Genomic DNA, 23,081 nt, shown 5'->3' with positions numbered 1-23,081 from the left:
AAACGCCCCGCGGCTGCGGGGCGTTTTTGCATGCGGTGAACGAACTCAGCGCTTGTCCATGCCGACGTAATCGCGCTCGGCGGAACCGGTATAGATCTGGCGCGGACGACCGATCTTGTTCTCCGGATCGTTCTGCTGTTCCAGCCAGTGCGAGACCCAGCCGGCGGTCCGCGCGATGGCGAACATCACGGTGAACATCTCCACCGGAATACCCAGCGCCTTGTAGATGATGCCGGAGTAGAAGTCGACGTTCGGATAGAGCTTGCGCTGGATGAAGTACTCGTCCTTCAGCGCGGCCTCTTCCAGCTTCATCGCCACGTCGAGCAGCGGATCGTTGACGCCCAGCTCGTTCAGCACCTGATGGCACATCGAACGGATGATCTTGGCGCGCGGATCGAAGTTCTTGTAGACGCGATGACCGAAGCCCATCAGGCGGAAGCCCGACTCCTTGTCCTTCGCCTTGGCGACCGCCGAACCCACGTTCTCCGGCTTGCCAATCTCGGCCAGCATCTTGAGCACGGCTTCGTTCGCGCCACCATGCGCCGGCCCCCACAGTGCAGCAACGCCGGCGGCGACGCTTACGTACGGGTTGGCACCGGTGGAACCGACCAGACGCACGGTCGAGGTCGACGCGTTCTGCTCGTGGTCGGCGTGCAGGATGAAGAGCAGATCCATCGCCTTGGCGGCGACCGGATTGAGCTCCAGCGGCTCCGACGGCACTTCCTTCAGCATGTGCAGGAAGCGCGTGGTGTATTCGAGGTTGTTGCGCGGATAGCGGATCGGCCAGCCGATCGAGTAGCGATAGCAGGCGGCGGCGATCGTCGGCACCTTCGCAATCAGGCGGATCGCGGCGAGGCGGCGCTGTTCCGGATCTTCGATGTCGAGCTTGTTGTGATAGAAGCTCGCCAGCGATCCGAGCATGCCGGTCAGCATCGCCATCGGGTGCGCGTCATGGCGGAAGCCGTACAGGAACGTGCGGAAGGCCTCGTGCATCATCGTGTGATGCGTGACCTCATGCTCGAACGTCGCGAACTCATCCTTGTTCGGCAGTTCGCCGTTCATCAGCAGGTAGGCGACCTCGAGGAAGCTCGACTTTTCGGCGAGCTGCTCGATCGGGTAACCGCGATACAGCAGCACGCCGTTGTCGCCGTCGATATAGGTGATCGCGGAACGGCAGCTGGCGGTAGCGGTGAACCCGTTGTCGTAGGTGAAGCAGCCGGTTTCCTTGGGCAGCTTGCCGATGTCGATGCACGGGGCACCCAGGGTCGGCTGATGGACCGGCAGGGTGACGCTCTTGTCGCCCGCGGTCAGGGTGACCTGGTCGAGGCCGGACTTGGAGGACTCGGACACGCAACGCTCCTGGTATCTGCACGCCGCAGGGACGGCCGCGGCGGGTGGAGGAAAACACACTGAATGGAAACGGCGCGGGCGCCGCGATGGAGAATTATCGCACAAGCATTCAGCGCAGCATCGCCGCACCAAAGTCGTATACGTACCAATCAGCAAATAGAGCGACTGCTCAAAAACCCGGCATATTCGCAGCACATTTCATGCATCGCCCGAGCCGCTGTTCGCCCAACAGACCGCAGGCGTTAAACGCAAAAAGCCCGCCTTCGAAGGGCGGGCTTGATGCTGGTTCGCGGAGAATTGCGGGCACTGAGCCCGGCCTTCTCACACTCGCGCTAATCGCGCGAGCGACAAGATCACTTCTGCGCGTAGCGCTTGCGGAACTTGTCGACGCGACCGCTGGTGTCCATGATCTTGTGCTTGCCCGTGTAGAACGGGTGCGAAGCCGAGCTGATATCCAGCTTGATCAGCGGGTATTCGTTGCCGTCTTCCCACTTGACCGTTTCCTTGCTGACAAGGGTCGAGCGGGTCAGGAACGCGAACTCGGTGGTCACGTCCTGGAAAACGACTTCGCGGTAGTTGGGATGGATGCCGGTCTTCATGCCAACGTGCCAATATGGTTGCGGGGAAAGTCCGGCAGTATAGCGGCTTCTCCGCCCCTGTGGCAACTCCGACCTGTCCGGGAATCAGCGCGCCGCCAGAGCCGCCTCGATCAGGGCCTCGAACCGGGCCTGGTCGTAGCGCATCAGGATCCTGACGTTGTCCGGACGGCCGCTTTCGCGCCGCCAGTCGACGATCGTGGCCCCGCGGGCATGCCGGCCCTCGGTTTCCACGGCCAAGGGCCGCTCGAGGATTTCCTGGGCATGTTGCGGTAGCAGCGCGTAGGCCATGGCAAGGCTATCGGCGGAATGCCAGCGGTCGCCATGGCGCCCGCTCGCCCAGGTTCGGGTCTGCCGGGAAATCGCGTCGTAAAAACGCGCCCGCGGTGACCCCGCCCCCAGCCACCGATCGACATCCACGTGCGGCAGACCATGCGCGAGCGTGGCCTCCCAATCGGCCAGATCGATCTGCGGGAAGGCACTGAACACGATGTGCGCCGCGTCGGGATCGAAGGCGATATTGAATTCCGCCGCTGCTGAGATATTGCCATGCGCTGTAACGGCCCCGCCCATGACCACGCAGCGCGCGACACGCGAAGGCAGCGTGGGATCGAGCTTGAGCGCCAACGCCAGATTCGTGAGCGGCCCCAGTGCGACCAGCAGCAGGCGCCCGGCGTGCTCGTGCGACAAGCGCAGAATGGCCAGCGCCGCATGTTCATCCGCGGCACGGCGCGATGCGGGCTGGTAGCCGGTATCACCGAAACCATCATGGCCATGCACATAGGCGGCATCGCGTGCCGGATGCAGCAGCGGCGCGGCGCAACCGGCGAACACTGGGACGTCAGCATTGGCGATTTCGCACAACTTCAACGCATTGGCGACGGTGTGCTGCAGGCCTACGTTGCCGGCAGCGATGGTGAGACCCACGACTTCATGGCGCGGATCGTTGAAGGCCATCAGGATGGCCAAGGCGTCGTCGACACCGGGATCGGTATCGATCAGCAATGGGATGCGATCGGTCATGGCGTCATTATTACCGCGGCGCAGCCTGCGCCGCACGCTCGGGCGTGAGCACGCCTTCGTACTTCAGTAAGGTGCCGAATGGAAACAGCGCAAACGCCACCGCGAAGCGATAGCCGCCGTCGGCATCGATGCGTTTGAAGGCCTCGGTGCGTGGGAACAACCACAAGGGCAATGGCACGCCGCGCAGCGATGCCCCCAGCAGGCGCCAGTACCAGCCACCATCGCGGATATCGACCGTCAACTTCAGTTGCACTACGCCGGTATCTTCCAGCCAATAGCCATGTGGGCACATGCCCAACGGCCGGAACACCGAGAGCAGCGTGCGCCCCTCGCCAAAGCGGCGCTCCCAGCGCATCGCCTGCGCGTCATGCGTGATCCGCACTTCGAAGCCAGCCAGCCCCGGTACCGTCGGGATACCCAGTCGCCGGGCCATGCGACGTCCCAGCGCGCCGGCGAACCCTCGCCCGGTGGTGATCGTCACCGCGCCGGAAAGTGTGCCGCCCTCGCGATGCAAAGCCTGCAACGCGGGATGCAGGCGGGCGAAGTCCTCGCCGAACCAGCGGGTCACAGCATTCGCATTGGGGTCCGCAGGTCGCATCCGGATCACGCCGACGCGTAGCGTGCGGCACCACCCACCCAGCGCGCGATGATGCGCTCGACGATCTCGGGTGCCTCGGCCTGGAGCTGCGCGCCAAGCTGATGCACTTTCGGCAGCAGGTCGGCATCGCGCGCGAGATCGGCGACGCGGAAGCCCGCTAGGCCGGTCTGGCGTGTGCCCAGCAACTCGCCCGGGCCACGCAGTTCCAGGTCCTTCTCGGCGATCACGAAACCATCGTGGGTCTGGCGCATGGTTTCGAGCCGCTGCTTCGCCAGTTGCGACAGCGGCGACTGGTACAACAGCACGCAACTCGACGCCGCACTTCCCCGCCCCACCCGACCCCGCAGCTGATGCAGCTGCGCCAGGCCCAACCGCTCGGCGTTCTCGATGATCATCAACGACGCATTTGGCACGTCGACGCCAACTTCGATCACCGTCGTCGCCACCAGCAGGTCGATTGCGCCGTCCTTGAACGCGCGCATCGTCGCCTGCTTGTCGGTCGCCTTCATCCGGCCGTGGACGAGGCCGATACGCAGCTTCGATAACTGCTTCGACAGCTCTTCGAAGGTGCTTTGTGCCGCCTGCGCGATGACCTCGTCGCTGTCGTCGATCAGCGTGCAGACCCAATAGGCCTGCCGGCCTTCTGCGCAGGCCGCGCGAATGCGTTCGACCAGCTCGGGACGACGCTCCGCGCTCAAGGCGACGGTGTGCACCGGCGTGCGGCCGGGCGGCAGCTCGTCGATCGCCGACACATCCAGATCGGCGTACGCCGCCATGGCCAGCGTGCGCGGAATGGGGGTCGCGGTCATCACCAGCTGGTGCGGCACGATGCTGTCGCCATTGCCGGTGCTGCCGGTGCCCTTGTCGCGCAGCGCCAGGCGCTGGTGCACGCCGAAGCGGTGCTGCTCGTCGACGATCGCGATACCGAGATCGCTGAAGGCGACGCCCTCCTGCATCAGAGCATGCGTGCCCACCACCACCTGCGCCTCGCCGGACGCGACTTCGCCGAGCACCTTATTGCGCGCCTTGCCGGTGACCTTGCCCGCCAGCCAGGCCACACGCACACCCAAAGGTTCCAGCCAACCGCGCAGATTGTTGAGGTGCTGTTCGGCGAGCAGTTCCGTCGGCGCCATCAGTGCGGCCTGCTTGCCCGCCTCGACCGCCTGCATCGCCGCGAGCGCGGCGACGACGGTCTTGCCGCTGCCGACATCGCCCTGCACCAGGCGCAGCATCGGCATGGGCTTGGCGAGGTCGGACTGAATCTCCGCGAACACACGCTGTTGTGCACCAGTCAACTTGAACGGCAATGACTTGCGCAGCTTCGCCGCCAGCGTCGCCTTGCGCAGCACCGGCGCGGCATGCGCCTGTTGCGCGAGACGCTGGCGACGCAGACTGAGGTGATGGGCGAGCAGCTCCTCCAGCGCCAGCCGGCGCTGCGCGGGATGGCGACCGGCCAGCAATGCGGCGATGTCGTCGCTCGCCTGCGGCCTATGCACCGTCAGCAATGCCTCGCGCAGGGTGGGCAGGTGCAGACTCTCGCGAACCGACGCCGGCAGAAGCTCCAAGGAGTCGTCGCCGGGCAGCCTATCCAGCGCGAGTCCGATCAGCTTGCGCAATGACGCCGGCCCAAAGCCCTCGATCGCGGGATAGACCGGATCAAGCGCGCTACCGAGCTCGACATCTGCGTCATCGCCCAGCAGGCGATAACTGGGATGGACGATCTCCAGCCCCTGTTGCCCGAGCCGTGGCGTGCCGTAGCAACGTACCCGCGCTCCCGGAGCGAACTGAGCGACCTGGGTCGCGCGGAAGTGAAAAAAGCGCAGCACCAGCGTGGCGTGCGAATCGTCGCTGATCGCCACCTTCAGCATGGGCCGATAGCGGAAGCCACGCTCGACCGCATCCACGCGGCCTTCGACCTGCGCCGCCACGCCCGCCTGCAGCGCACGGATCGGCGTGAGCGAAGTGCGGTCCTCGTACTGCCGGGGCAGGTGCAGCCACAGGTCCTGCACGGTCAGCAGGCCGCGCGTGGCGAGTTTCTCGGCCACGCTCGGCCCGACACCGCGCAGGCTGCTGAGGGCTTGCTGGTTGAGGTCGACGGCCAGCCGCTTCGCGGCGCCGCCGGGATGAGTCGGCATGGGCGAAGCATGCCGGGAATGTGCGTTGGGCAAAACCCCGGCGGGCGCGGACGAGAACCGCTCCGTCAGTCCAGCACCATGATGGCGTCGACTTCGAACTGCACACCGCGCGGCAGCGCCGAGACCTCGACCGTCGAGCGCGCGGGGAACGGCGCCTGGAAGTATTCCGCCATCACCGCGTTGACCTTGGCGAAGTCGCCAAGGTTGGTGAGGAACAGGCCCGCCCGCACGACCTTGTCGAGCGAACCGCCCGCGGCTTCACACACCGCCTTGAGGTTCTCGAAGGCGCGGCGTGCCTGTGCCTCGACATCACCTTCGACCACCAGTCCGGTGTTGGGGTCCAGTGCGATCTGGCCGGACAGGTAAACGGTGTCGCCGACGCGCACGGCCTGCGAGTACGGGCCAATGGCGGCGGGAGCGCGGTCGGTATGGATGATGTCGCGGGACATGGGCGTATCCGGGAGTGGAAATCGGGAGGGAATCGTAATGGCATCGATGCCGATGCGCGCTCCGGATCCGAATTCCCGCGGCTCTTATTCCAAATTCTCAGATCCGCTGCACGCCCAGAACGACCTTGAGGCGGCGCACCCGTCGCATCACCTCGGCCAGATGCTTGCGATCGCGCACTTCGATCTGGAAGCGGATCGCCGAGACGTGGGTGTCGCGTTCCATGTATTCGAGACGATCGATATTCGAGCCGGCCTCGGCGATTGCCGCTGCAACCTGCGCGAGCGCGCCGGGGCGGTTGTCGAGTTCGATCCGCATCGCGGTAGGGAAGTCGCCGCTCACCTCGCGGTCCCAGCCGATCGCCACCCAGCGATCGGGCGACTTGCGGTACTCGGCGACGTTCGGACAGTCGAGGCGGTGCACCACGATGCCCTTGCCGGTGGTGTGATAGCCCATGATCTCGTCACCCGGGATCGGCAGGCAGCACTGGGCGAAGCTGATCACGCCGCGTTCGGCACCGGTGATCAGGATGTGATCCTGGGTGAGCGGCAGCGGTTCGGCGACGATCTTGCGCGACTTCTTCTCGGTGGTCTCGCGCACCAGCGCCTGCGCGACCTGCTGCGGCATGCGGTTGCCCAACGCGATGTCGGCGAGCAACGCCTCCAGACGCGGATAACGATGTTCCGCGAGCAGGGCGTCGACGCGCTGCACAGGCACGCGCTCCAGCGAGCTGCCCAAGGCCTCTAGGGCGCGATCGAGCATGCGATGACCGAGCGAGACCGCATCCTCGTGCTCGATCTGTTTGAGCTGCTGGCGGATGGACGTGCGCGCCTTGCCGGATACGACGAACTCCAGCCACTGCGGCTTCGGCAACGCCGACTTGGCGGTGATGATCTCCACGCGCTGGCCGCTGGCGAGTTTGCTGCGCAACGGAACCAGCTTGCCGTCGACGCGCGAGGCGACGGCGTGGTTGCCCACGTCGGTGTGGACGGCGTAGGCGAAATCGAGCGCGGTGGCATTGCGCGGCAGGGCGAGGATGTCGCCCTTGGGCGTGAACAGGTAGACCTCGTCCGGGAACAGGTCGACCTTGACGTTCTCCAGGAATTCCAGCGACGAGCCGGTGGCGCGCTGCGACTCGACCAGGTTGGTGATCCAGCCTTGGGCGCGGCTTTGCGCGCTGGACGGCATCGAGCGACCGCCGTGCTTGTACGACCAGTGCGCCGCGATGCCGCGCTCGGCGATCAGATCCATGTCTTCGGTGCGGATCTGCACTTCGATCGGCGATCCGTAGGGCCCGAACAGCACCGTGTGCAACGACTGGTAGCCGTTGGCCTTGGGAATGGCGATGAAATCGCGGAAGCGGGCGTCGAGCGGTTTGTATGCCGCGTGCACCACACCCAGCGCGTGATAGCAGTCCGGAACCGCCCCCACCACGACACGGAAACCAAACACGTCCATCACCTGGGTGAAGCTTTTGTGCTCCGAACGCATCTTGCTGTAGATGCTCCACGGCGACTTCACCCGGCTCACCAGACGGTGCTGCAGCTTCTCCTTGGCCAGCTTCTGCGCCAGCTGCGCCTCGATCTGGACCATCGCCTCGCGCCGCATCACCGGCTGGGTGCGAATGCGCTTCTCGAGCACGGCGTGGCGCCAGGGATGCAGCGCGCGAAAGCCCAGATCCTGCAGCTCGGCCTTGATCAGGTTCATGCCGAGGCGTTGCGCGATCGGCGCGTAGATCTCCAGTGTTTCGGTGGCGATGCGCCGCCGCGCCTCGACGCTTTGAGCACCGAGCGTGCGCATGTTGTGCAGGCGGTCGGCGAGCTTGATCAGGATCACGCGCAGGTCGCGCGACATCGCCAGCAGCATCTTGCGGAAGCTTTCCGCATTGGCCTCCTGGCGGTCGCGGAACTGCAGCTTGTCCAGCTTGGTGACGCCGTCGACCAGATCGGTGACGGTGGCACCGAATTCGGTGGTGATCGCCTCAGGGGTGAGCGGCGTGTCTTCGAGCGTGTCGTGCAGGATCGCGGCAACCAGCGTTTCGACATCGAGACCCTGGTCGGCCAGCACCTTCGCCACCGCGACCGGGTGGGTGATGTAGGGCTCGCCCGATTTGCGGGTCTGCCCGGCATGCGCGGCGGCGCCGATGCTCCAGGCCCGGCGCAGCTGTTCGCGCTGCGGTGCCGGGAGGTAGTGGGCGGCCTGTTCGAGCTCGCGTACGTAGTCCGGCAGGTCCGCTTCGTCGGAAGCAGGCGTGGCCGGGGTCAGTACGGGCGAGACGGGTGTCATGACTGGAATCTAAGGGCGCAATGGGTGCGGCGCAACGGAAATTCACCTGAACCGATGGGTGAAAAACGACGGCTTTCGACAAAAACAAAACGGCCCCGCAGGGCGGGGCCGTCGTGACGGTACGAATGACGTCGCGAGACGATCAGTCGTCGCCCTTGGACATGTCGTCGTCGGCGACCACTTCCGCGGCGGCCCATTCCAGTGCCTCACGCTCCTTGCGCTCGCGCTCGGACTTCTCGACGGCGTCGATGTAGCCGGTATCGATGCGGCGCGCGGCGATTTCACGCAGCGCCAGCACGGTCGGCTTGTCCTGGGCTTCGCTGTTATCGATCAGCGGCTCGACGCCGTTGGCCAGCTGGCGCGCGCGCTTGGCGGCCATCATGACGAGTTCGAAGCGGTTATCGACCACTTCCAGGCAATCTTCTACGGTGATGCGGGCCATGGGACTCCCGGGCGGCCGGTCGGGCCGTCCATCAGGCTTTGAGGGGGCGTGGATTGTAAGGGCGCGAGCGCGCCGAAAGCAAGCCAAGCCTTATGAATCAGTCAGTTAGGCTGGATTTGACTCAATACTTAGGCTGCGCTTGCTTGTAAGGGCGGTTGTTCGCCGGATCTAGCCGCGCGCGCGGCATTCATCCTGACCGGCCGCCATGCGATACAGGGGGCGGGCGCTACTCGTCCACCAACAGCTGGGTGATCAGGCGCTGGTGCCGGGCCACCTGGGCCTCGCGACGCAGGCGGCTGGCCACGAAGATCGCGCACATCTCGCTGACCGCGGTCTCGAAATGCTCGTTGACGATCACGTAGTCGAACTCGATGTAGTGCGACATTTCCTCGCGCGCAGCGGCCAGACGCTGGGCGATCACTTCGTCGCTGTCCTGCCCGCGGTTGCGCATGCGCTGCTCCAGCGCCGGCCGCGACGGCGGCAGGATGAACACGCTCACCGCATCCGGCACCTTGTTGCGCACCTGGCGCGCGCCCTGCCAGTCGATTTCCAGCAGCACGTCCTTGCCCGCGGCCAGCTGCGGCTCGACCGACTGGCGCGCGGTGCCCTTCCAGTCGCCATGCACCAGCGCGTGTTCGAAGAAATCGCCGGCGCCGACCATCGCCTCGAATTCCGAAGCGCTGACGAAGTGGTAATGCTCGGCATGGCGCTCGCCCGGACGCGGCTGGCGCGAAGTGAACGAGATCGACAGCGCAATGTTGGGATCGCGCGCCAGCACGGCGTTGACGATGCTGGATTTGCCGGCGCCGGACGGGGCCGCAACGATGTAGAGGGTTCCGCGCATGTTCGGTCCGATCACTCGAGGTTCTGGATCTGCTCGCGCACTTGGTCAATCAGCACCTTCAGTTCCACCGCGGCGGCGGAACTGCGGGCATCGACCGACTTGGAGCCGAGCGTGTTGGCTTCGCGATTGAATTCCTGCAGCAGGAAGTCGAGACGGCGGCCGACGGCTTCCTTCAGCTTGAGCACGCGACGCGCCTCGCTGACGTGCGACTCGAGCCGGTCGAGCTCCTCTTCGACATCGAGCTTCTGCAGCCACAGCACCAGCTCCTGCTCGAGCCGGCCAGGTTCCAGCGGCTGGGCCAGCTCGGCCAGCCGCGTTTCCAGCTTGAGGCGCTGGCCGGCACGGATCGTCGGCATCAGCGTGCGCACTTCGGCCGCGATGCGGGCGATCCCGTCGACGCGCTCGTTGATGACCGCAGCAAGCTTGCCGCCCTCGCGTTCGCGCGAGGCGATGAATTCATCCAGCACCTGATCGAGCAGCGCCAGGGCGGCTTCCTGCAATGCCGCCGGATCCGCCACCGGCGCCTGCAGCACGCCGGGGAACTGCAGCAACTGGGTGAAATCGGTATGCAGGCCCGGGAAACGCGCGGCCATGTCGACGGCCAGCTCGCTCAGCTCGCGCAGACGGGTCGGATCCAGTTGCAGGGTGGCGGCGCCTTCCGGCGCGCGCAGCCGCAGGGTGAGATCGAGTTTGCCGCGCGCGATGCGACCGGCAATGCGTTCGCGCAGCATCGGTTCCAGCGAGCGCAGCTCATCGTGCAGGCGCACACCGATCTCGAGGAAGCGGTGATTGACCGAGCGCAGTTCGCAGCCGAGCGTGCCCCAGGGCGTGGCGCGTTCGCCGCTGGCGAAGGCGGTCATGCTGCGGATCATGCGGAACTCCGGCCGGGCGGCGTTTTTTGGGCGCGCAGTATGCCATTGACTCGCCCGCTGCCTGAACGCGCGGCCCGCCGGGGCGGTTTCGGGCGCGCTGCTAGACTGTGTGCAATGAATACCTCTCTTCTCCGCCCGAGCGGCCGCGCCGCCGACCAGCTGCGCGATGTGCGCATCGAGCGTGGCTACACGCGCCATGCCGAAGGCTCTGTCCTGGTCAGCTTCGGCGACACCCGAGTGCTGTGCACCGCCAGTGTCGACGACAAGGTCCCGCCCTTCTTGCGCGGCAAGGGCGAAGGCTGGATCACCGCCGAATACGGCATGCTTCCGCGCTCGACCAACAGCCGCAACGACCGCGAGGCCGCGCGCGGCAAGCAGGGCGGCCGCACGCTGGAGATCCAGCGCCTGATCGGCCGTGCCCTGCGTGCCTGCGTCAATCGCAAGGCGCTGGGCGAGCGCACCATCACCCTCGACTGCGACGTGCTGCAGGCCGACGGGGGCACGCGCACGGCCGCAATCACCGGCGCATACGTCGCGCTGGTCGATGCGGTGCGCTGGATGCAGGCGAAGAAGATGCTCGCGACCAGCCCGGTCATCGGCGCGGTCGCCGCGGTCTCGGTCGGCGTGTATCGCGGCGCCCCGGTGCTCGACCTCGACTACGCCGAAGACAGCGACTGCGACACCGACATGAACGTGGTGATGAACGACGGCGGTGGCTTCATCGAGGTCCAGGGAACTGCCGAAGGACACGCGTTCCGGCGTGATGAACTGGACTCGCTGCTGTCGCTGGCGGAGGCCGGCATCGCCCAACTCGTCGCCAAGCAACGCGAGGCACTGGGGTGAGAGGGGCCACGCCCCGTCTTTGCCCATCTACTCCCCCTCTGCAGGAAACGCGGGCCCAAGCCCGCCGCACATGAAGCAACATCTCGCAAATATCGCGCTGCTCGTCGGCGACTACGACGAAGCCATCATCTGGTACACCCAGGTGCTCGGCTTCACTCTGCTGCAGGACACCGACCTGGGCGACGGCAAGCGCTGGGTGCGCGTGGCGCCGCCTGGCGCGACCGGTACCGCGCTGCTGCTCGCGCATGCCGCCACCGAAGCACAGCGCACACGCATCGGCGACCAGGTCGGCGGGCGTGTCGGCTTCTTCCTGCATACCGACAATTTCGTCCGCGATCACACGGCGATGACGGAACGCGGCGTGCGTTTCGCCGAAGAGCCCCGGCATGAGCCGTACGGCACGGTCGCGGTATTCGTCGACCTGTATGGCAATCGCTGGGATCTGATCGAGCTGCACGCGTGAATTTGAGGCCGGTGAAATTCGTCGTGGCCAGCAGCAACCGGGGCAAGCTCGCGGAATTTCGCGACCTGCTCGACGGCTACGAATTCGTCACCCAGGGTGAGCTCGGTGTCAGCGACGCCGAGGAAACCGGACTGACCTTCGTCGAGAACGCGCTGCTGAAAGCACGTCATGCCGCGCGTGCTACCGGACTGCCCGCATTGGCCGACGATTCGGGTCTGTGCGTGGATGCGCTCGACGGCGCGCCCGGGCTGTACTCGGCGCGTTATGCCGGCACGCACGGCAACGCGGGAGCCAATATCGCCAAGCTGCTCGATGCGATGCGCGATGTGCCGCGCGAACGCCGCACCGCGCACTTCATCGCCGTGATCGTCCTGCTGCGCCACGCCGATGATCCGCAGCCGATCATCGCCGAGGGCCGCTGGTCCGGAGTGATCCTGGATGCGCCGCGCGGCGACGGCGGCTTTGGCTACGACCCGGTGTTCCTTGATCCGGAGAACAATCTCTCCGCCGCCGAATTCGAACCCGCGATCAAGAACCGTCTCAGCCACCGCGGCCGCGCGCTCGCGGTGCTGCGACAGAAGCTGGCGGATAGCCGGCTGTAGGCCATGTTCGTGGCGATCTGGGAATACGAGGCACGCGCAGGCTGTGAAGCCGCATTCGAAGCGCTGTATGGCAGCGACGGCGAATGGGTGGCGTTGTTTCGCGAATATGACGGCTACGTCGGCACCGAGCTGCTGCGCGACGTCGGCCACTCGAACCGCTTCGTCACGATCGACCGCTGGTCGTCCGCCGACGCCTACGCCGCTTTCCTCACTGCGGCCAAACCCCGCTACGCGCAGATTGATGCGCGCGGCGATGCGCTCACCCTGAGCGAGCGCTGCCTGGGTCGCTTCACGACGACATGACCACGCTCACTCCCCCGCCCCTGTCGCTGTACGTGCACCTGCCCTGGTGCGTGCGCAAATGTCCGTACTGCGACTTCAACTCGCACGAAGGTCGCGGCGCCTTGCCGTTCGGCACTTATGTCGACGCACTGCTGGCCGATCTCGACTTCGACCTGCCACTGGTATGGGGACGCACGGTGCAGACGGTGTTCTTCGGCGGCGGCACGCCGAGCCTGTTTCCGCCGGAATTCATTGATCGCTTCCTGCAGGGCGCGAGCAGCCGCCTGCGCTTCGCCCCGGGTTGCGAGATCACGCTGGAGACCAATCCCGGCACCGCCGAACACGGACGCTTCGAGCTGTACCGCAATGCCGGCGTGAACCGGCTGAGTTTCGGCATCCAGAGCTTCGACGACGATTGCCTGAAACGCCTGGGCCGCATCCACGACAGCCAGGAAGCCGATTCCGCCGTGAAGCTCGCGCAGGACGCCGGCTTCGACAACGTCAATCTCGACCTGATGTACGCGTTGCCGCAGCAGAGCTTGGCGATGGCCGAACGCGACCTGGAACGCGCGTTCGCCCTGCAGCCGAGCCACGTCAGTCACTACCAGCTGACGCTGGAGCCCAACACGATCTTCGCCGCGCGGCCGCCGCAGGGCATCCCCGACGACGACGCCAGCTGGGACATGCAGGAGCACTGCCAGGCGTTGCTGGCGGCGCAGGGTTATGCCCAATACGAAGTCAGCGCGTATGCGCAGCCTGGCCGGCAATGCGCGCACAACCTCAATTACTGGCGCTACGGCGATTACCTGGGGATCGGTGCCGGTGCGCACGGCAAGCTCACGCTCGGCCACGACGAAAGCATCCTGCGCCGCTGGAAGACCAAACATCCGACCGCCTACCTCGCGGTGGCCGGCAAGGCCGACGCCATTGGTGGCGACGACCGCATCGAGCCAGAACGGCGCCCCTTCGAGTTCATGCTCAATGCGCTGCGCCTGGCCGGGGGCTTCGAACTCGACCTGTTCAGCCTGCGCACCGGTGTCCCGGAAGAGGCCATCACCGCCCAGCTCGAGCGTGCGGTGGCGAACGAATGGCTGGAGATCCGCGATCGACATGTGTGCCCGACCGAGGCCGGTCGTCGATTCAACAACGACCTGGTGTCGCTGTTCCTGTAATGCCGGCCAGCGCGCTGGCCGTGCCAGGCGTCGGTTTTTCGTTAGCCCGAATGGGGTCGCCGCTGGCAGCCATGCCATGACCGTGATTAAGATCACGGTCAGCCATCCGGGCGCACCCCGGGGAAGGATGCAATGTCGGTGACATTCGAACACTCAGCCCTGCACCCGACCCTCGCTTCGGCGCAACTGCCGCGCCGCGTGCGCCGTGCCCTCGAGCAGATCTACAACCTCGCCGCGGACGAGATGGCACGCGCGCTGGAGCGCATGCTGCTCGAGTTCGAACAGCAGCAGTTCCGCCTGGCCGACCAGGCCCCCAATCCCGGCGCGCAGCAGGCGTACTTCGATACGTTGCGCCTGGTGCGACAGAACCGCGCGGACCTGATTCCGGAGTTTCTCGGCGGGCTGGAGGCCGGTCTCGCCGGCATCCGCAACCTGCCCCCACCGCCGGGCAAGCTCGCCACTGCCCTGCACTTCGGCGACCTGCGTCTGGTCGAAGACCACGAGCTCGACGAAGGCAGCGTGTTGCGCGCCATCGCCTCGCGGCATGAATCGCGCTCCAGCCTGCCCTTGCACCTACTGGGGCAGCGCTTCGGCGTGCTCGCCGGCGCTCCCGCCTTCGACGCCGAGCATCTGCCGATCGGCCCGCACCGGCTGGGCCAGATCCTCGCCAGCGCCAGCCGCGTATTGCAGCTCGACCTGCAGCCGCGCCTGGATCTGTTCCGCTGCTTCGACCATTACGCGCTCAACGGCTACTCGCAGCTGGTCGAAGCGATGAATGCCACGCTGGCGCGCGAAAGCATCCTGCCAAACCTCGCCTACGTACCGATCCGGGCGCGTCCGGCGTTGCAATCCGAACTCACCGGCGAAGCGGTGCGGGAACGCCGCGAACAGGCCCGCGCACGCGCGAACGGACCACAGGAGCCCTATACCGGCTGGTTCAGCGGCGACGACGAAGCCAGCGACAGCCCAGAAAGCTTCTCCCTGCTGCAGCAGATGCTGGCCTCACGCCGCGACCTGCTCAACAAGTTCTCGCCAGGCCACGGTGAATCCCAGCCACGCACGCAACTGAGCACCGAAGACGTCATGCAGGCGCTGGAGCGCATGCAGAACGCGCGCGATCCGGCAGACGCCGAAGGTGCCCGCCCGCCGCGCAGCGTTCACGAGGTGCGACAGGCACTGCTCGCGCACACGCGGCAGGCGCATGGACAAGGCACGGCGCTCACGCGCGAAGACAACGACACCTTCGAGCTGCTCGCGATCCTGCTCGCCGAAATCCAGCGCGAGCTACGCCAGGACGCCCCGGGCAACCGACTCGTGCATCGACTGGTGGTGCCGTTGCTGCGTCTGGTACTGAAAGACCGCGGTTTTTTCGTTCACCCCGCGCATCCCGCGCGACAACTGCTCAACGCGGTGGCCGAGTCGGGCGCCAACTGGGTAGGCGAAGAGGAAGTCGACACTCAGCTCAACGACCAGCTGAGCTACGCCGTCGACGACGTGGTCAAGCACTACCAGGGCGACAACAACGTCTTCGAATCGGCCAACCAGCGCGTCCAGCAGCATCTGCAGGTCATGGCACGCCGGGCGGAAGTCTCCGAGCGCCGCCACGTCGAGGCCGCGCGCGGCAAGGAAAAGCTGGAACTGGCCAAACGGCTGGCCACCGACGCCATCGACGAGGCGTCCCATGACCACAAACTGCCGAAATTCGTGCAAACCCTACTCGCCAACTCCTGGACCGACGTACTCACCCTGGTGCTGCTGCGTAACGGCGAGGATTCGGACGAATGGCAGCAGCAGGTGGAAGCCACGCACGCCATCGTGCAGGCGACCTCGCTCAACCATCCAGCCTCGCCGCCGCCGGAGCTGGCCGGGCAGATCGAGCAGGCACTCGCGCTGGTCGGCTACCACGCCGAGGAAGCCAGCGACATCGCGCGACGACTCACGGCGCGCGTCGATGACGAAAACGACTCCGCATCGCGCACCGAGCTGGCGCTGCGGCTGAAGGCGCGCGGCCGCCTCGGCCAGGAAGCGAGCGGCGACAAACCCGACCTGCCGCCGCGCACCGGGCACGAGCAGGCGGCCTACGACATGCTTCGCACCCTGCCGTTCGGTGCATGGCTTGAATTCGTCACCAACCAGCAGGGCGACGTCGTACGCCGACGTCTTTCCTGGTACAGCCCCATGACGGATCACGCGTTGTTCGTGAACCAGCGCGGCCAGCGCGTGGGAGAACAGTCGCTGGACAGCGTCGCTCGCGCGCTTGCGAACGGTCAGGCGCGCATCGTGACCGTCGAACACAGCAACCTGGTCGACCGCGCCTGGCACAGCGCGCTCGGCGTGCTGCGCGGCTTCGTCAAGGGCAAGGAACACCACGGGGAATCGCAGGAATGAAGGAATTCCGCCGCAGCCGTCGTCGGCAGGTCGCCGAGGTCATTCATGTCACCGACACCATGACCGAGGCCGTCATCGGCCACGTCGGCAACGTCTCCGAGACCGGCATGCTAGTGATGTGCAATGCGCCGCTGGTGAACGATGCGCTTTACCAACTGCGATTGGCCCTGCCCGATGGCCCGCTCAAGCTGCCGCTGGAAGTCGGTGCGCACCTGTTGTGGCGCGACCAGGCCAGCGCACCCGGCCAGTCCTGGACCGGGTTTCGCTTCATCACCATGAGCGATGAGCAACTGCAGCAGTTGCGGCGCTGGATCGACGCTCCCGGCAGCCAGTACGCCTGAGAAGCGGTTCATGATCTGTTGGGGCCACCACGCTGTACGCGTGGCCCTTATGGCAAAGCCGGTATGCCGACTGCCCCCGCGCGCGGCGGCGCGTTCGACCGCCTCGCGGCCCGGAGTGCGCGGCGGCGCGGTGCGCCCACGCGCGCGCCGTAGAATGCGGCGACCCCACCTGGTTGATCGCGCATGAGTCCGTCCGCAACGAGCACCCTGGCTGCACTGTATCCGCAGCATCTGGCCACCCTGCAACAGCGCGCCGCCGAGGCGTTGCAACGCGGTGGCTTCGACCATCTGGTCGTACCCAGCGGCACCCTGCACTACCAGCTCTTCGACGATCGCGACTATCCGTACGCGGTCAACCCGCAGTTCAAACATTGGGCGCCGCTTACGCGCAATCCCGGCAGCTGGCTCGTGATCACACCGGGCCGCCGCCCGAAGCTGATCTATCTGCAGCCGTTCGATTACTGGCATTCGGTGCCGGAAGCGCCGAGCGGCTACTGGGTCGAACACTTCGACATCGTGATCATCCGCAAGCCGGATGAAGCCCTGCAGCACCTGCCGGCGGATGCCTCGCGTTGCGCGATCCTCGGCGAGCCGCAGAGTGCACTCGGTACGGCGACAAACCCGCAATTCGCTCCGAACAATCCGCAGGCGGTCATCGCCTACCTGGAGTACCAGCGGGCCTACAAGACGCTGTACGAGGTCGCGATGATGCGCGAAGCCTCTCGCATCGGCGTGCGCGCGCACCGCGCCGCGGAACGCGCCTTCCGCGCCGGCACCAGCGAATTCGGCATCCATCTGATCTATTGCCAGGCGGCGCTGCAGGATGCCAACGACCTGCCCTACGGCAATATCGTCGCGCTGAACGAACACGCCGCAGTGCTGCACAACTTCGATCGCGACCGCCTGCCGCCGCGCGAAATGCGCAGCTTCCTGATCGACGCCGGCGCTAGCTTCCATGGCTACGCCTGCGACATTACCCGCACCTATGCCTTCGACCGCAATGGCGAATTCCAGGCGCTGATCGATGCAGTGGACAACGCGCAGCAAGCGATGTGCGCCCAGGTGCGGGCCGGATTCGACTACAAGCAGCTGCATCTGGATGCGCATCTGTCGCTGGCGCGCATCCTGCACGACTTCCGCCTGATCAACGTGTCGCCGGAAGTCGCAGTGGAAACCGGCGTGAGCAGTGCATTCTTCCCGCACGGCATCGGTCACGGCATCGGACTGCAGGTGCACGACGTCGCCGGATTCGCCGAAAGTGATCGCGGCGGCACAATTGCCAAGCCCCAGGGCCATCCCTATCTGCGCCTGACCCGTGTGCTGGAGCCGGGCATGGTCGTGACCATCGAGCCGGGCCTGTACTTCATCGACATGCTGCTCGAGGAACTCAAGGACAAGGGCCTGGGACCGAGCGTGAACTGGGATCGCGTGGCGGCGTTCAAGCCCTACGGCGGCATCCGCATCGAGGACGACGTGGTGTGCACCGACGGCGATCCGATCAATCTCACGCGCGAGCAGTTCACCGCGGCTTGACCCACGCACACGCTGCAACAGAAACGCCGACAGCGCTGGCTGTCGGCGTTTTCGTTTGCGGTGTTATGGGTCCTGGCTTTCGTCCGGCAGCGGCGGTGTCTCGTCGTCCGCCGCACGTTCCATCCGCTCGCGTTCCAGCATCTGCAGGTAGTCTTCGAGCGAATGCCCCTCCGCCGCGGCTTCGCGCGTGGCGACCGCCTCCATCGTCGGCGAATACGTCAGTTTCAACGCCTGGCCTGCCTGCTCCTGCAAGGCAACGATGTGGCGCAGCATCGCCAGCGTCATCGCTGCGCTCTGTGTGCGTGCGGCCACCTGGCCACCAAGCACGGTGAGCCATTCCCCATCCCGGTAACCGGCGCCGCCGATCGTGTTGCCGTCGGCGGTTTCCAGTTGCGCATGCGGCTGCAGTTGCGAACCGAGGCGACGGATCGGACGCTTCGGTTCCTTCTTCTTGCGCGCGTCGCGGCGAGCCTTGGAATTCCTGGACATGAAGTACTCGCGCCGTAGCGCCTGGCTGGGGGCGCTCATCCTAAGGCGTCGCGGCCGTAAACGCCCCATTCCGCCGAAGTCCGCATCGCGCGACCGCATTCGATCGGGCGATGATGGCGGCCCCTGCGTGTCCTGCGAGACCGAATGAACCCGCTCTCGATCCTGCTAATCGGCCTGGCTATGTCGACCGACGCCTTCGCCGCCGCCATCGGCAAGGGTGCGGCGATGGCGCGGCCGCGCTGGCCACAGGCGTTGCGCGCTGGCCTGGTGTTCGGCGTGGTCGAGGCGATCACGCCGGTCGTCGGCTGGCTGCTGGGCACCGCGGCCTCGCGCTTCATCGAGGCCTGGGATCACTGGATCGCGTTCGTGCTGCTCGCCGCACTGGGCATGCACATGATCTGGCAGGCGCTGCAACCGGCGAACGACGATGCAGAGGAAGTCGCGGACGACCACGGCAACCTCGTCAAGCTGGCCATAGCCGGTCTGGCCACCAGCATTGATGCGATGGCGGTGGGCGTGAGCCTGGCGTTCGTGGATGTGCCCATTGCCATCGTCGCGTTGGTGATCGGCCTGTGCACCTTCACCATGGTCACCCTCGGCATCATGCTCGGCCGCGCGCTCGGCGTGCTCATCGGCAAGCGCGCCGAAATCGCCGGGGGCGTGATCCTGATTGCGGTGGGTGGTGCGATTCTTTACGAACACCTCAGCGGCGCTGCGTAACCCGGCGACCGAGCCGGACGCGGCTGCATCGCCGCGTGACCGCATCGCCGTTATGCTTGCGCCTCCCGTTCCGTCCCACGCAGAGATTTCACGATGAACTTGCGCCTGGCCTCCTTGCTTCTTGCCTTGCTGACCCTGGCCGCCTGCTCGCAGCAGCAGACGCCGGAAACGGCCGCTCCCGCCGCCACCACGCCGACAGCGACCGCTCCGACGGAGGCGACGCCTGCCGCCGCCCCGGCCGCACCGATCGCCGCAGAACCCGAAGCGCCGAACAACAACCCGATCGTTCCGCCGCAGGGCCCGGCCCCCGTCGCGGGCACCGATTACGAAGTCATCGCCGGCGGCCAGCCCTATCAGCCGGCCGACGGCAAGATCGAAGTGGTCGAAGTGTTCGGCTACGTCTGTCCCGCCTGCGCCAGCTTCCATCCGGTGGTGAGCGAATGGGAAAAGAAGCTGCCGGCCGACGTCCACTTCACCTTCGTGCCCGCGCCGTTCGGCCCCGAATGGATTCCCTATGCCAAGGGCTATTACGTCGCCGAGTCGATGGGCCTGGTGAAGCGTTCGCACGATGCGCTGATCACCGCCATCCATGCGAAGCACACCATGCCGGGTGAAGGTGACAAGCCGGACGAGCAGAAGATCGCCAACTTCTATGCCGCCTACGGCGCCGATCCGGCGCAGTTCCTCGCCGCGATGAACAGCTTCGCGACCAACTCCAAGGTCGAGCGCGGCAAGCAGTTCATGGCCCGCAGCGGCGTGTCCAGCACGCCCACGCTGGTCATCAACGGCAAGTACCGCGTTTCCGGCGGCAAGAGCTGGGAAGACAAGCTGCGCATCGCCGATCACTTGATCGCGATGGAACGCGCCGCGGCCGGCAAGGGCGCCTGATAACCCTTGCGTAGGGTTCGCTGCTGGCCTTGCGCCCGCAGCGAACTCCACGCGGTCCGTCCGATCGGCGACGGACCAAAGCATCTTCCGGACAGCACACCATCCGCCGCTTAGCGCGCCTGGTCCACGCGTCCCTTCCGCCGATCGGCCTTCGTCGGCCGCAATTCGCAATCCCCTCGCGATCCATGGCCAGGCCCTGACCGGCGCCAGACCGTCGCCTCGTTGGATCAAGTGCCCGTCCGCATCGGACCCCGCACTGGATTCGCGCCATGACCGACCATGTCTACAAGTCGCTGGAACTCACCGGCTCGTCCCGCACCAGCAGCGACGACGCCATTCGCACCGCGATCGAACGCGCTTCCGGGTCGATGCGCAACATCCGCTGGTTCCAGGTCATTGAGACCCGCGGCCATGTGGAAAACGGCAAGGTCGCGTATTGGCAGGTAACGCTGAAGGTCGGTTTCACGCTGGAGGAATAACAGCGGCCGCGCAGCGCGTCATTCGCATACTGCGTGACCCGCGCACTGGTCACACGGGCAAGGCTGTCGTCTTCTTCACCGTGCGCAACGCCAGCGTCGATTGCACGCGGACCACGCCGGGCAGCTGCGTGAGGATCTCGGTGTGGATGCGTTCGAAGTCGGCCGAATCGGCGTACGCCACGCGCACCATGTAATCGGCGACACCGGCGAGCAGGCAGCACTCGGTGACTTCGGGATGGTCCTGGATCGCCGCTTCGAACGTGTCCAATGCCGCGCGTCCCTGCTGGTCCAGCGTTACCAGCACGAAGGCCGTGCCCGGCAGGCCGGCCGCCTTCTCGTCGAGCAGCATCACGTAGCGCGAGATCAGGCCCGACTCCTCCAGCAGCTTCACCCGACGCAGGCAGGCGGAGGGCGACAGGTTGATCCGCTGTGCCAGCTCGAGATTGGTCAGGCGGCCGTCTTCCTGCAGCAGGCGGAGGATGGCGCGGTCGCGCTCGTCCAGGCCGGGATCGATCTGTGACATTTTATTCCACCGAACGCGAATTCAGTCACCAAAGATGCGACATTGAGGCGGTGATATCAACAAAATTCGCGCCAAAGTGCGCAATCCTTCGCCCATACTGCCCCACCTGAAGACGCCGGGCGACCGGTGCCAACACCACCGGGGAGAACCTAGTCATGCGTATCGGCGTACCGAAGGAAATCAAGAACCACGAGTACCGCGTCGGCCTCATTCCGTCGTCCGTGCACGAACTCGTGCACAACGGCCATGAAGTGCTGGTGCAGCAGGGTGCCGGCCTCGGCGCGGGCCTGTCGGATGCCGACTACATCGCCGCCGGCGCCAAGATCATCGCGACTGCCGACGAAATCTTCGCCAGCGCCGACATGATCGTGAAGGTCAAAGAGCCGTTGGCCGAAGAGCGCAAGAAGCTGCGCAAGGGCCAGATCCTCTTCACCTATCTGCACCTGGCCCCCGATGCCCCGCAGACCAAGGACCTGATCGATTCGGGCGCCGTCTGCATCGCGTACGAAACCGTCACTGCCCCGAACGGCTCGCTGCCGCTGCTGACCCCGATGTCGGAAGTCGCCGGCCGTCTCGCCCCGCAGGTCGGTGCGCATTCGCTCGAGAAGGCCCAGGGCGGCCGCGGTGTGCTGCTCGGTGGCGTGCCGGGTGTGCCGGCGGCTGAAGTCGTGATCCTCGGCGGCGGCGTGTCCGGCACCCACGCGGCGACGATCGCCGTGGGCATGGGCGCCAAGGTCACCGTGGTCGATCGCTCGGCCGATGCGCTCAAGCGCCTCGCCGCGCAGTTCGGCACCTCGATCTCCACCGTGTTCTCCACCCGCGCTGCCATCGAGGAACTGGTGCGCCGCGCCGACCTGCTGATCGGCACCGTGCTGGTGCCGGGCGCCGCTGCGCCGAAGCTGGTGACGAAGGAAATGGTCAAGACGATGAAGCCGGGCTCGGTCATCGTCGACGTCGCCATCGATCAGGGCGGCTGCGTGGAAACCTCGCACGCCACCACTCATGCCGATCCGACTTACGTCGTCGACGGCGTCGTGCACTACTGCGTGGCGAACATGCCGGGCGCCGTCGCGCGCACCTCGACCTTCGCGCTCAACAGCGTGACCCTGCCCTTCACGCTGTCGCTGGCCAACAACGGCTGGAAGAAGGCGCTGGCGCAGGACGTGCACCTGCGCAACGGTCTGAATGTGTGCGAAGGCCAGGTCACCTGCGAACCGGTCGCCCAGGCGCACAACCTGCCTTACGTGACGGCGGAAACGGCCATCGGCCTGTAAGTCGCAGCCGCAGTGTCATCGCGAAAAGGGACGGAGCTTGCTCCGTCCCTTTTCTTTTGCCTGCAACGAAGCTCATCGCCGCCCTTTTTGCGCTCTCATACAGAGCGCGTATGCTGCGCGCGACACCATGGACTCCCAAAGTGCACGGATCGCCGAACGCAAGGGGACACCATGCATCCCACCGACGTGAAGGATGACGCAGGCTGCGTTGTGGACGCGCGGCTGCAGGAACTCGAAGAGGAAATGCCGCACCTCTACCTGCGCCACGGCAGCGTGTTCGCATTGGCGAGCGCATGGGCCGAGCGTTATGACGCGATCCTGGCCCTGGTGCCCGCGGAACAGCGGCCGGAAGTGGAAGCGCGCCTCGCGCGCATCGGCATCCGCTGGGGCGTGATGCCGGGCAGCCGCATCACCATGGAATTCAGTGTCGACGACATCGAGCGCCTAGCGCGTGCGCGACGGCGCACCCGAAATTCCGGATGACTGGCAGG

The 23,081-nt window shown here is 66.0% G+C and carries 25 protein-coding genes; 13 read left to right on the top strand and 12 right to left on the bottom strand.

The window, feature by feature from the left end:
* Positions 1-45: 45 nt before the first annotated feature.
* From ACYVGK_RS03755 to ACYVGK_RS03710, 10 genes are all read right to left on the bottom strand, one after another.
* Positions 46-1,350, bottom strand: coding sequence for a citrate synthase (locus ACYVGK_RS03755; RefSeq protein ID WP_460731895.1), 1,305 nt, complete (start codon positions 1,348-1,350; stop codon positions 46-48).
* Positions 1,351-1,703: 353 nt separating this feature from the next.
* Positions 1,704-1,949 carry a type B 50S ribosomal protein L31 gene (locus tag ACYVGK_RS03750; protein WP_460731894.1) on the bottom strand — a complete coding sequence of 82 codons (246 nt, stop codon included), beginning with the start codon at positions 1,947-1,949 and terminating at the stop codon, positions 1,704-1,706.
* An 84-nt stretch (positions 1,950-2,033) separates the two neighbouring features.
* Positions 2,034-2,969 (bottom strand): nucleoside hydrolase, encoded by a 936-nt coding sequence (locus tag ACYVGK_RS03745; protein WP_460731893.1) that lies wholly within the window; start codon positions 2,967-2,969, stop codon positions 2,034-2,036.
* A 10-nt stretch (positions 2,970-2,979) separates the two neighbouring features.
* Positions 2,980-3,537: a DUF4166 domain-containing protein gene (locus tag ACYVGK_RS03740; protein WP_460731892.1), complete on the bottom strand. Its 558-nt coding sequence runs from the start codon at positions 3,535-3,537 to the stop codon at positions 2,980-2,982.
* 35 nt (positions 3,538-3,572) lie between these two features.
* Entirely contained in the window at positions 3,573-5,702 is a 2,130-nt protein-coding gene (gene recG, locus ACYVGK_RS03735) for an ATP-dependent DNA helicase RecG (RefSeq protein WP_460731891.1), read from the bottom strand.
* A 65-nt stretch (positions 5,703-5,767) separates the two neighbouring features.
* Positions 5,768-6,151, bottom strand: coding sequence for a RidA family protein (locus ACYVGK_RS03730; RefSeq protein ID WP_460731890.1), 384 nt, complete (start codon positions 6,149-6,151; stop codon positions 5,768-5,770).
* 97 nt (positions 6,152-6,248) lie between these two features.
* A complete protein-coding gene (locus ACYVGK_RS03725; RefSeq protein ID WP_460731889.1) occupies positions 6,249-8,435 on the bottom strand; it encodes a RelA/SpoT family protein in 2,187 nt (728 codons plus the stop codon).
* Positions 8,436-8,577: 142 nt separating this feature from the next.
* On the bottom strand, positions 8,578-8,877 hold the full coding sequence (rpoZ, locus tag ACYVGK_RS03720) for a DNA-directed RNA polymerase subunit omega (RefSeq protein ID WP_310054152.1): 300 nt from the start codon (positions 8,875-8,877) through the stop codon (positions 8,578-8,580).
* Between the two features lie 226 nt (positions 8,878-9,103).
* A complete protein-coding gene (gmk, locus tag ACYVGK_RS03715; protein ID WP_460731888.1) occupies positions 9,104-9,721 on the bottom strand; it encodes a guanylate kinase in 618 nt (205 codons plus the stop codon).
* 11 nt (positions 9,722-9,732) lie between these two features.
* On the bottom strand, positions 9,733-10,593 hold the full coding sequence (locus tag ACYVGK_RS03710; protein ID WP_460731887.1) for a YicC/YloC family endoribonuclease: 861 nt from the start codon (positions 10,591-10,593) through the stop codon (positions 9,733-9,735).
* 114 nt (positions 10,594-10,707) lie between these two features.
* Between ACYVGK_RS03710 and rph the strand changes: the two genes are divergently transcribed.
* From rph to pepQ, 8 genes are all read left to right on the top strand, one after another.
* A complete protein-coding gene (gene rph, locus ACYVGK_RS03705; protein WP_460731886.1) occupies positions 10,708-11,436 on the top strand; it encodes a ribonuclease PH in 729 nt (242 codons plus the stop codon).
* A gap of 70 nt (positions 11,437-11,506) precedes the next feature.
* Positions 11,507-11,899, top strand: coding sequence for a VOC family protein (locus tag ACYVGK_RS03700; RefSeq protein WP_460731885.1), 393 nt, complete (start codon positions 11,507-11,509; stop codon positions 11,897-11,899).
* Between the two features lie 11 nt (positions 11,900-11,910).
* Complete coding sequence (rdgB, locus tag ACYVGK_RS03695) at positions 11,911-12,501, top strand: RdgB/HAM1 family non-canonical purine NTP pyrophosphatase (protein WP_460731884.1); 591 nt, start codon at positions 11,911-11,913, stop codon at positions 12,499-12,501.
* A 3-nt stretch (positions 12,502-12,504) separates the two neighbouring features.
* On the top strand, positions 12,505-12,804 hold the full coding sequence (locus ACYVGK_RS03690; RefSeq protein ID WP_460731883.1) for an antibiotic biosynthesis monooxygenase family protein: 300 nt from the start codon (positions 12,505-12,507) through the stop codon (positions 12,802-12,804).
* On the top strand, positions 12,801-13,955 hold the full coding sequence (hemW, locus tag ACYVGK_RS03685) for a radical SAM family heme chaperone HemW (protein ID WP_460731882.1): 1,155 nt from the start codon (positions 12,801-12,803) through the stop codon (positions 13,953-13,955). Before ACYVGK_RS03690 ends, hemW begins: the two co-directional genes overlap by 4 nt.
* Positions 13,956-14,087: 132 nt before the next feature.
* On the top strand, positions 14,088-16,343 hold the full coding sequence (locus ACYVGK_RS03680) for a DUF1631 family protein (RefSeq protein WP_460731881.1): 2,256 nt from the start codon (positions 14,088-14,090) through the stop codon (positions 16,341-16,343).
* Positions 16,340-16,684 (top strand): PilZ domain-containing protein, encoded by a 345-nt coding sequence (locus ACYVGK_RS03675; protein WP_460731880.1) that lies wholly within the window; start codon positions 16,340-16,342, stop codon positions 16,682-16,684. The genes ACYVGK_RS03680 and ACYVGK_RS03675 overlap by 4 nt, the downstream gene beginning before the upstream one ends.
* A 183-nt stretch (positions 16,685-16,867) precedes the next feature.
* The gene (gene pepQ / locus ACYVGK_RS03670; RefSeq protein ID WP_460731878.1) at positions 16,868-18,217 is read left to right on the top strand and encodes a Xaa-Pro dipeptidase; all 1,350 of its coding nucleotides are present in this window, start codon (positions 16,868-16,870) and stop codon (positions 18,215-18,217) included.
* 63 nt (positions 18,218-18,280) lie between these two features.
* On the opposite strand, the gene ACYVGK_RS03665 is transcribed toward pepQ, so the two are convergent.
* On the bottom strand, positions 18,281-18,745 hold the full coding sequence (locus tag ACYVGK_RS03665) for a hypothetical protein (RefSeq protein WP_460731876.1): 465 nt from the start codon (positions 18,743-18,745) through the stop codon (positions 18,281-18,283).
* Between the two features lie 105 nt (positions 18,746-18,850).
* Between ACYVGK_RS03665 and ACYVGK_RS03660 the strand changes: the two genes are divergently transcribed.
* The 3 genes from ACYVGK_RS03660 (at position 18,851) to ACYVGK_RS03650 (ending at position 20,793) form a co-directional block, all read left to right on the top strand.
* A complete protein-coding gene (locus ACYVGK_RS03660; protein ID WP_460731875.1) occupies positions 18,851-19,426 on the top strand; it encodes a manganese efflux pump MntP in 576 nt (191 codons plus the stop codon).
* Positions 19,427-19,519: 93 nt separating this feature from the next.
* Entirely contained in the window at positions 19,520-20,314 is a 795-nt protein-coding gene (locus tag ACYVGK_RS03655) for a thiol:disulfide interchange protein DsbA/DsbL (protein ID WP_460731874.1), read from the top strand.
* A 269-nt stretch (positions 20,315-20,583) separates the two neighbouring features.
* On the top strand, positions 20,584-20,793 hold the full coding sequence (locus ACYVGK_RS03650) for a dodecin (protein ID WP_460731873.1): 210 nt from the start codon (positions 20,584-20,586) through the stop codon (positions 20,791-20,793).
* A gap of 49 nt (positions 20,794-20,842) precedes the next feature.
* On the opposite strand, the gene ACYVGK_RS03645 is transcribed toward ACYVGK_RS03650, so the two are convergent.
* Complete coding sequence (locus ACYVGK_RS03645) at positions 20,843-21,316, bottom strand: Lrp/AsnC family transcriptional regulator (protein ID WP_460731872.1); 474 nt, start codon at positions 21,314-21,316, stop codon at positions 20,843-20,845.
* Between the two features lie 155 nt (positions 21,317-21,471).
* Between ACYVGK_RS03645 and ald the strand changes: the two genes are divergently transcribed.
* A complete protein-coding gene (gene ald / locus ACYVGK_RS03640) occupies positions 21,472-22,590 on the top strand; it encodes an alanine dehydrogenase (RefSeq protein WP_460731871.1) in 1,119 nt (372 codons plus the stop codon).
* Positions 22,591-22,761: 171 nt separating this feature from the next.
* Entirely contained in the window at positions 22,762-23,073 is a 312-nt protein-coding gene (locus ACYVGK_RS03635) for a hypothetical protein (protein WP_460731870.1), read from the top strand.
* Positions 23,074-23,081: the final 8 nt, after the last annotated feature.

The sequence above is a fragment of the Lysobacter tyrosinilyticus genome (assembly GCF_054779815.1).
Note: the sequence above shows the minus strand (reverse complement) of the source record. Positions and strands in the feature narration are given on the sequence as shown.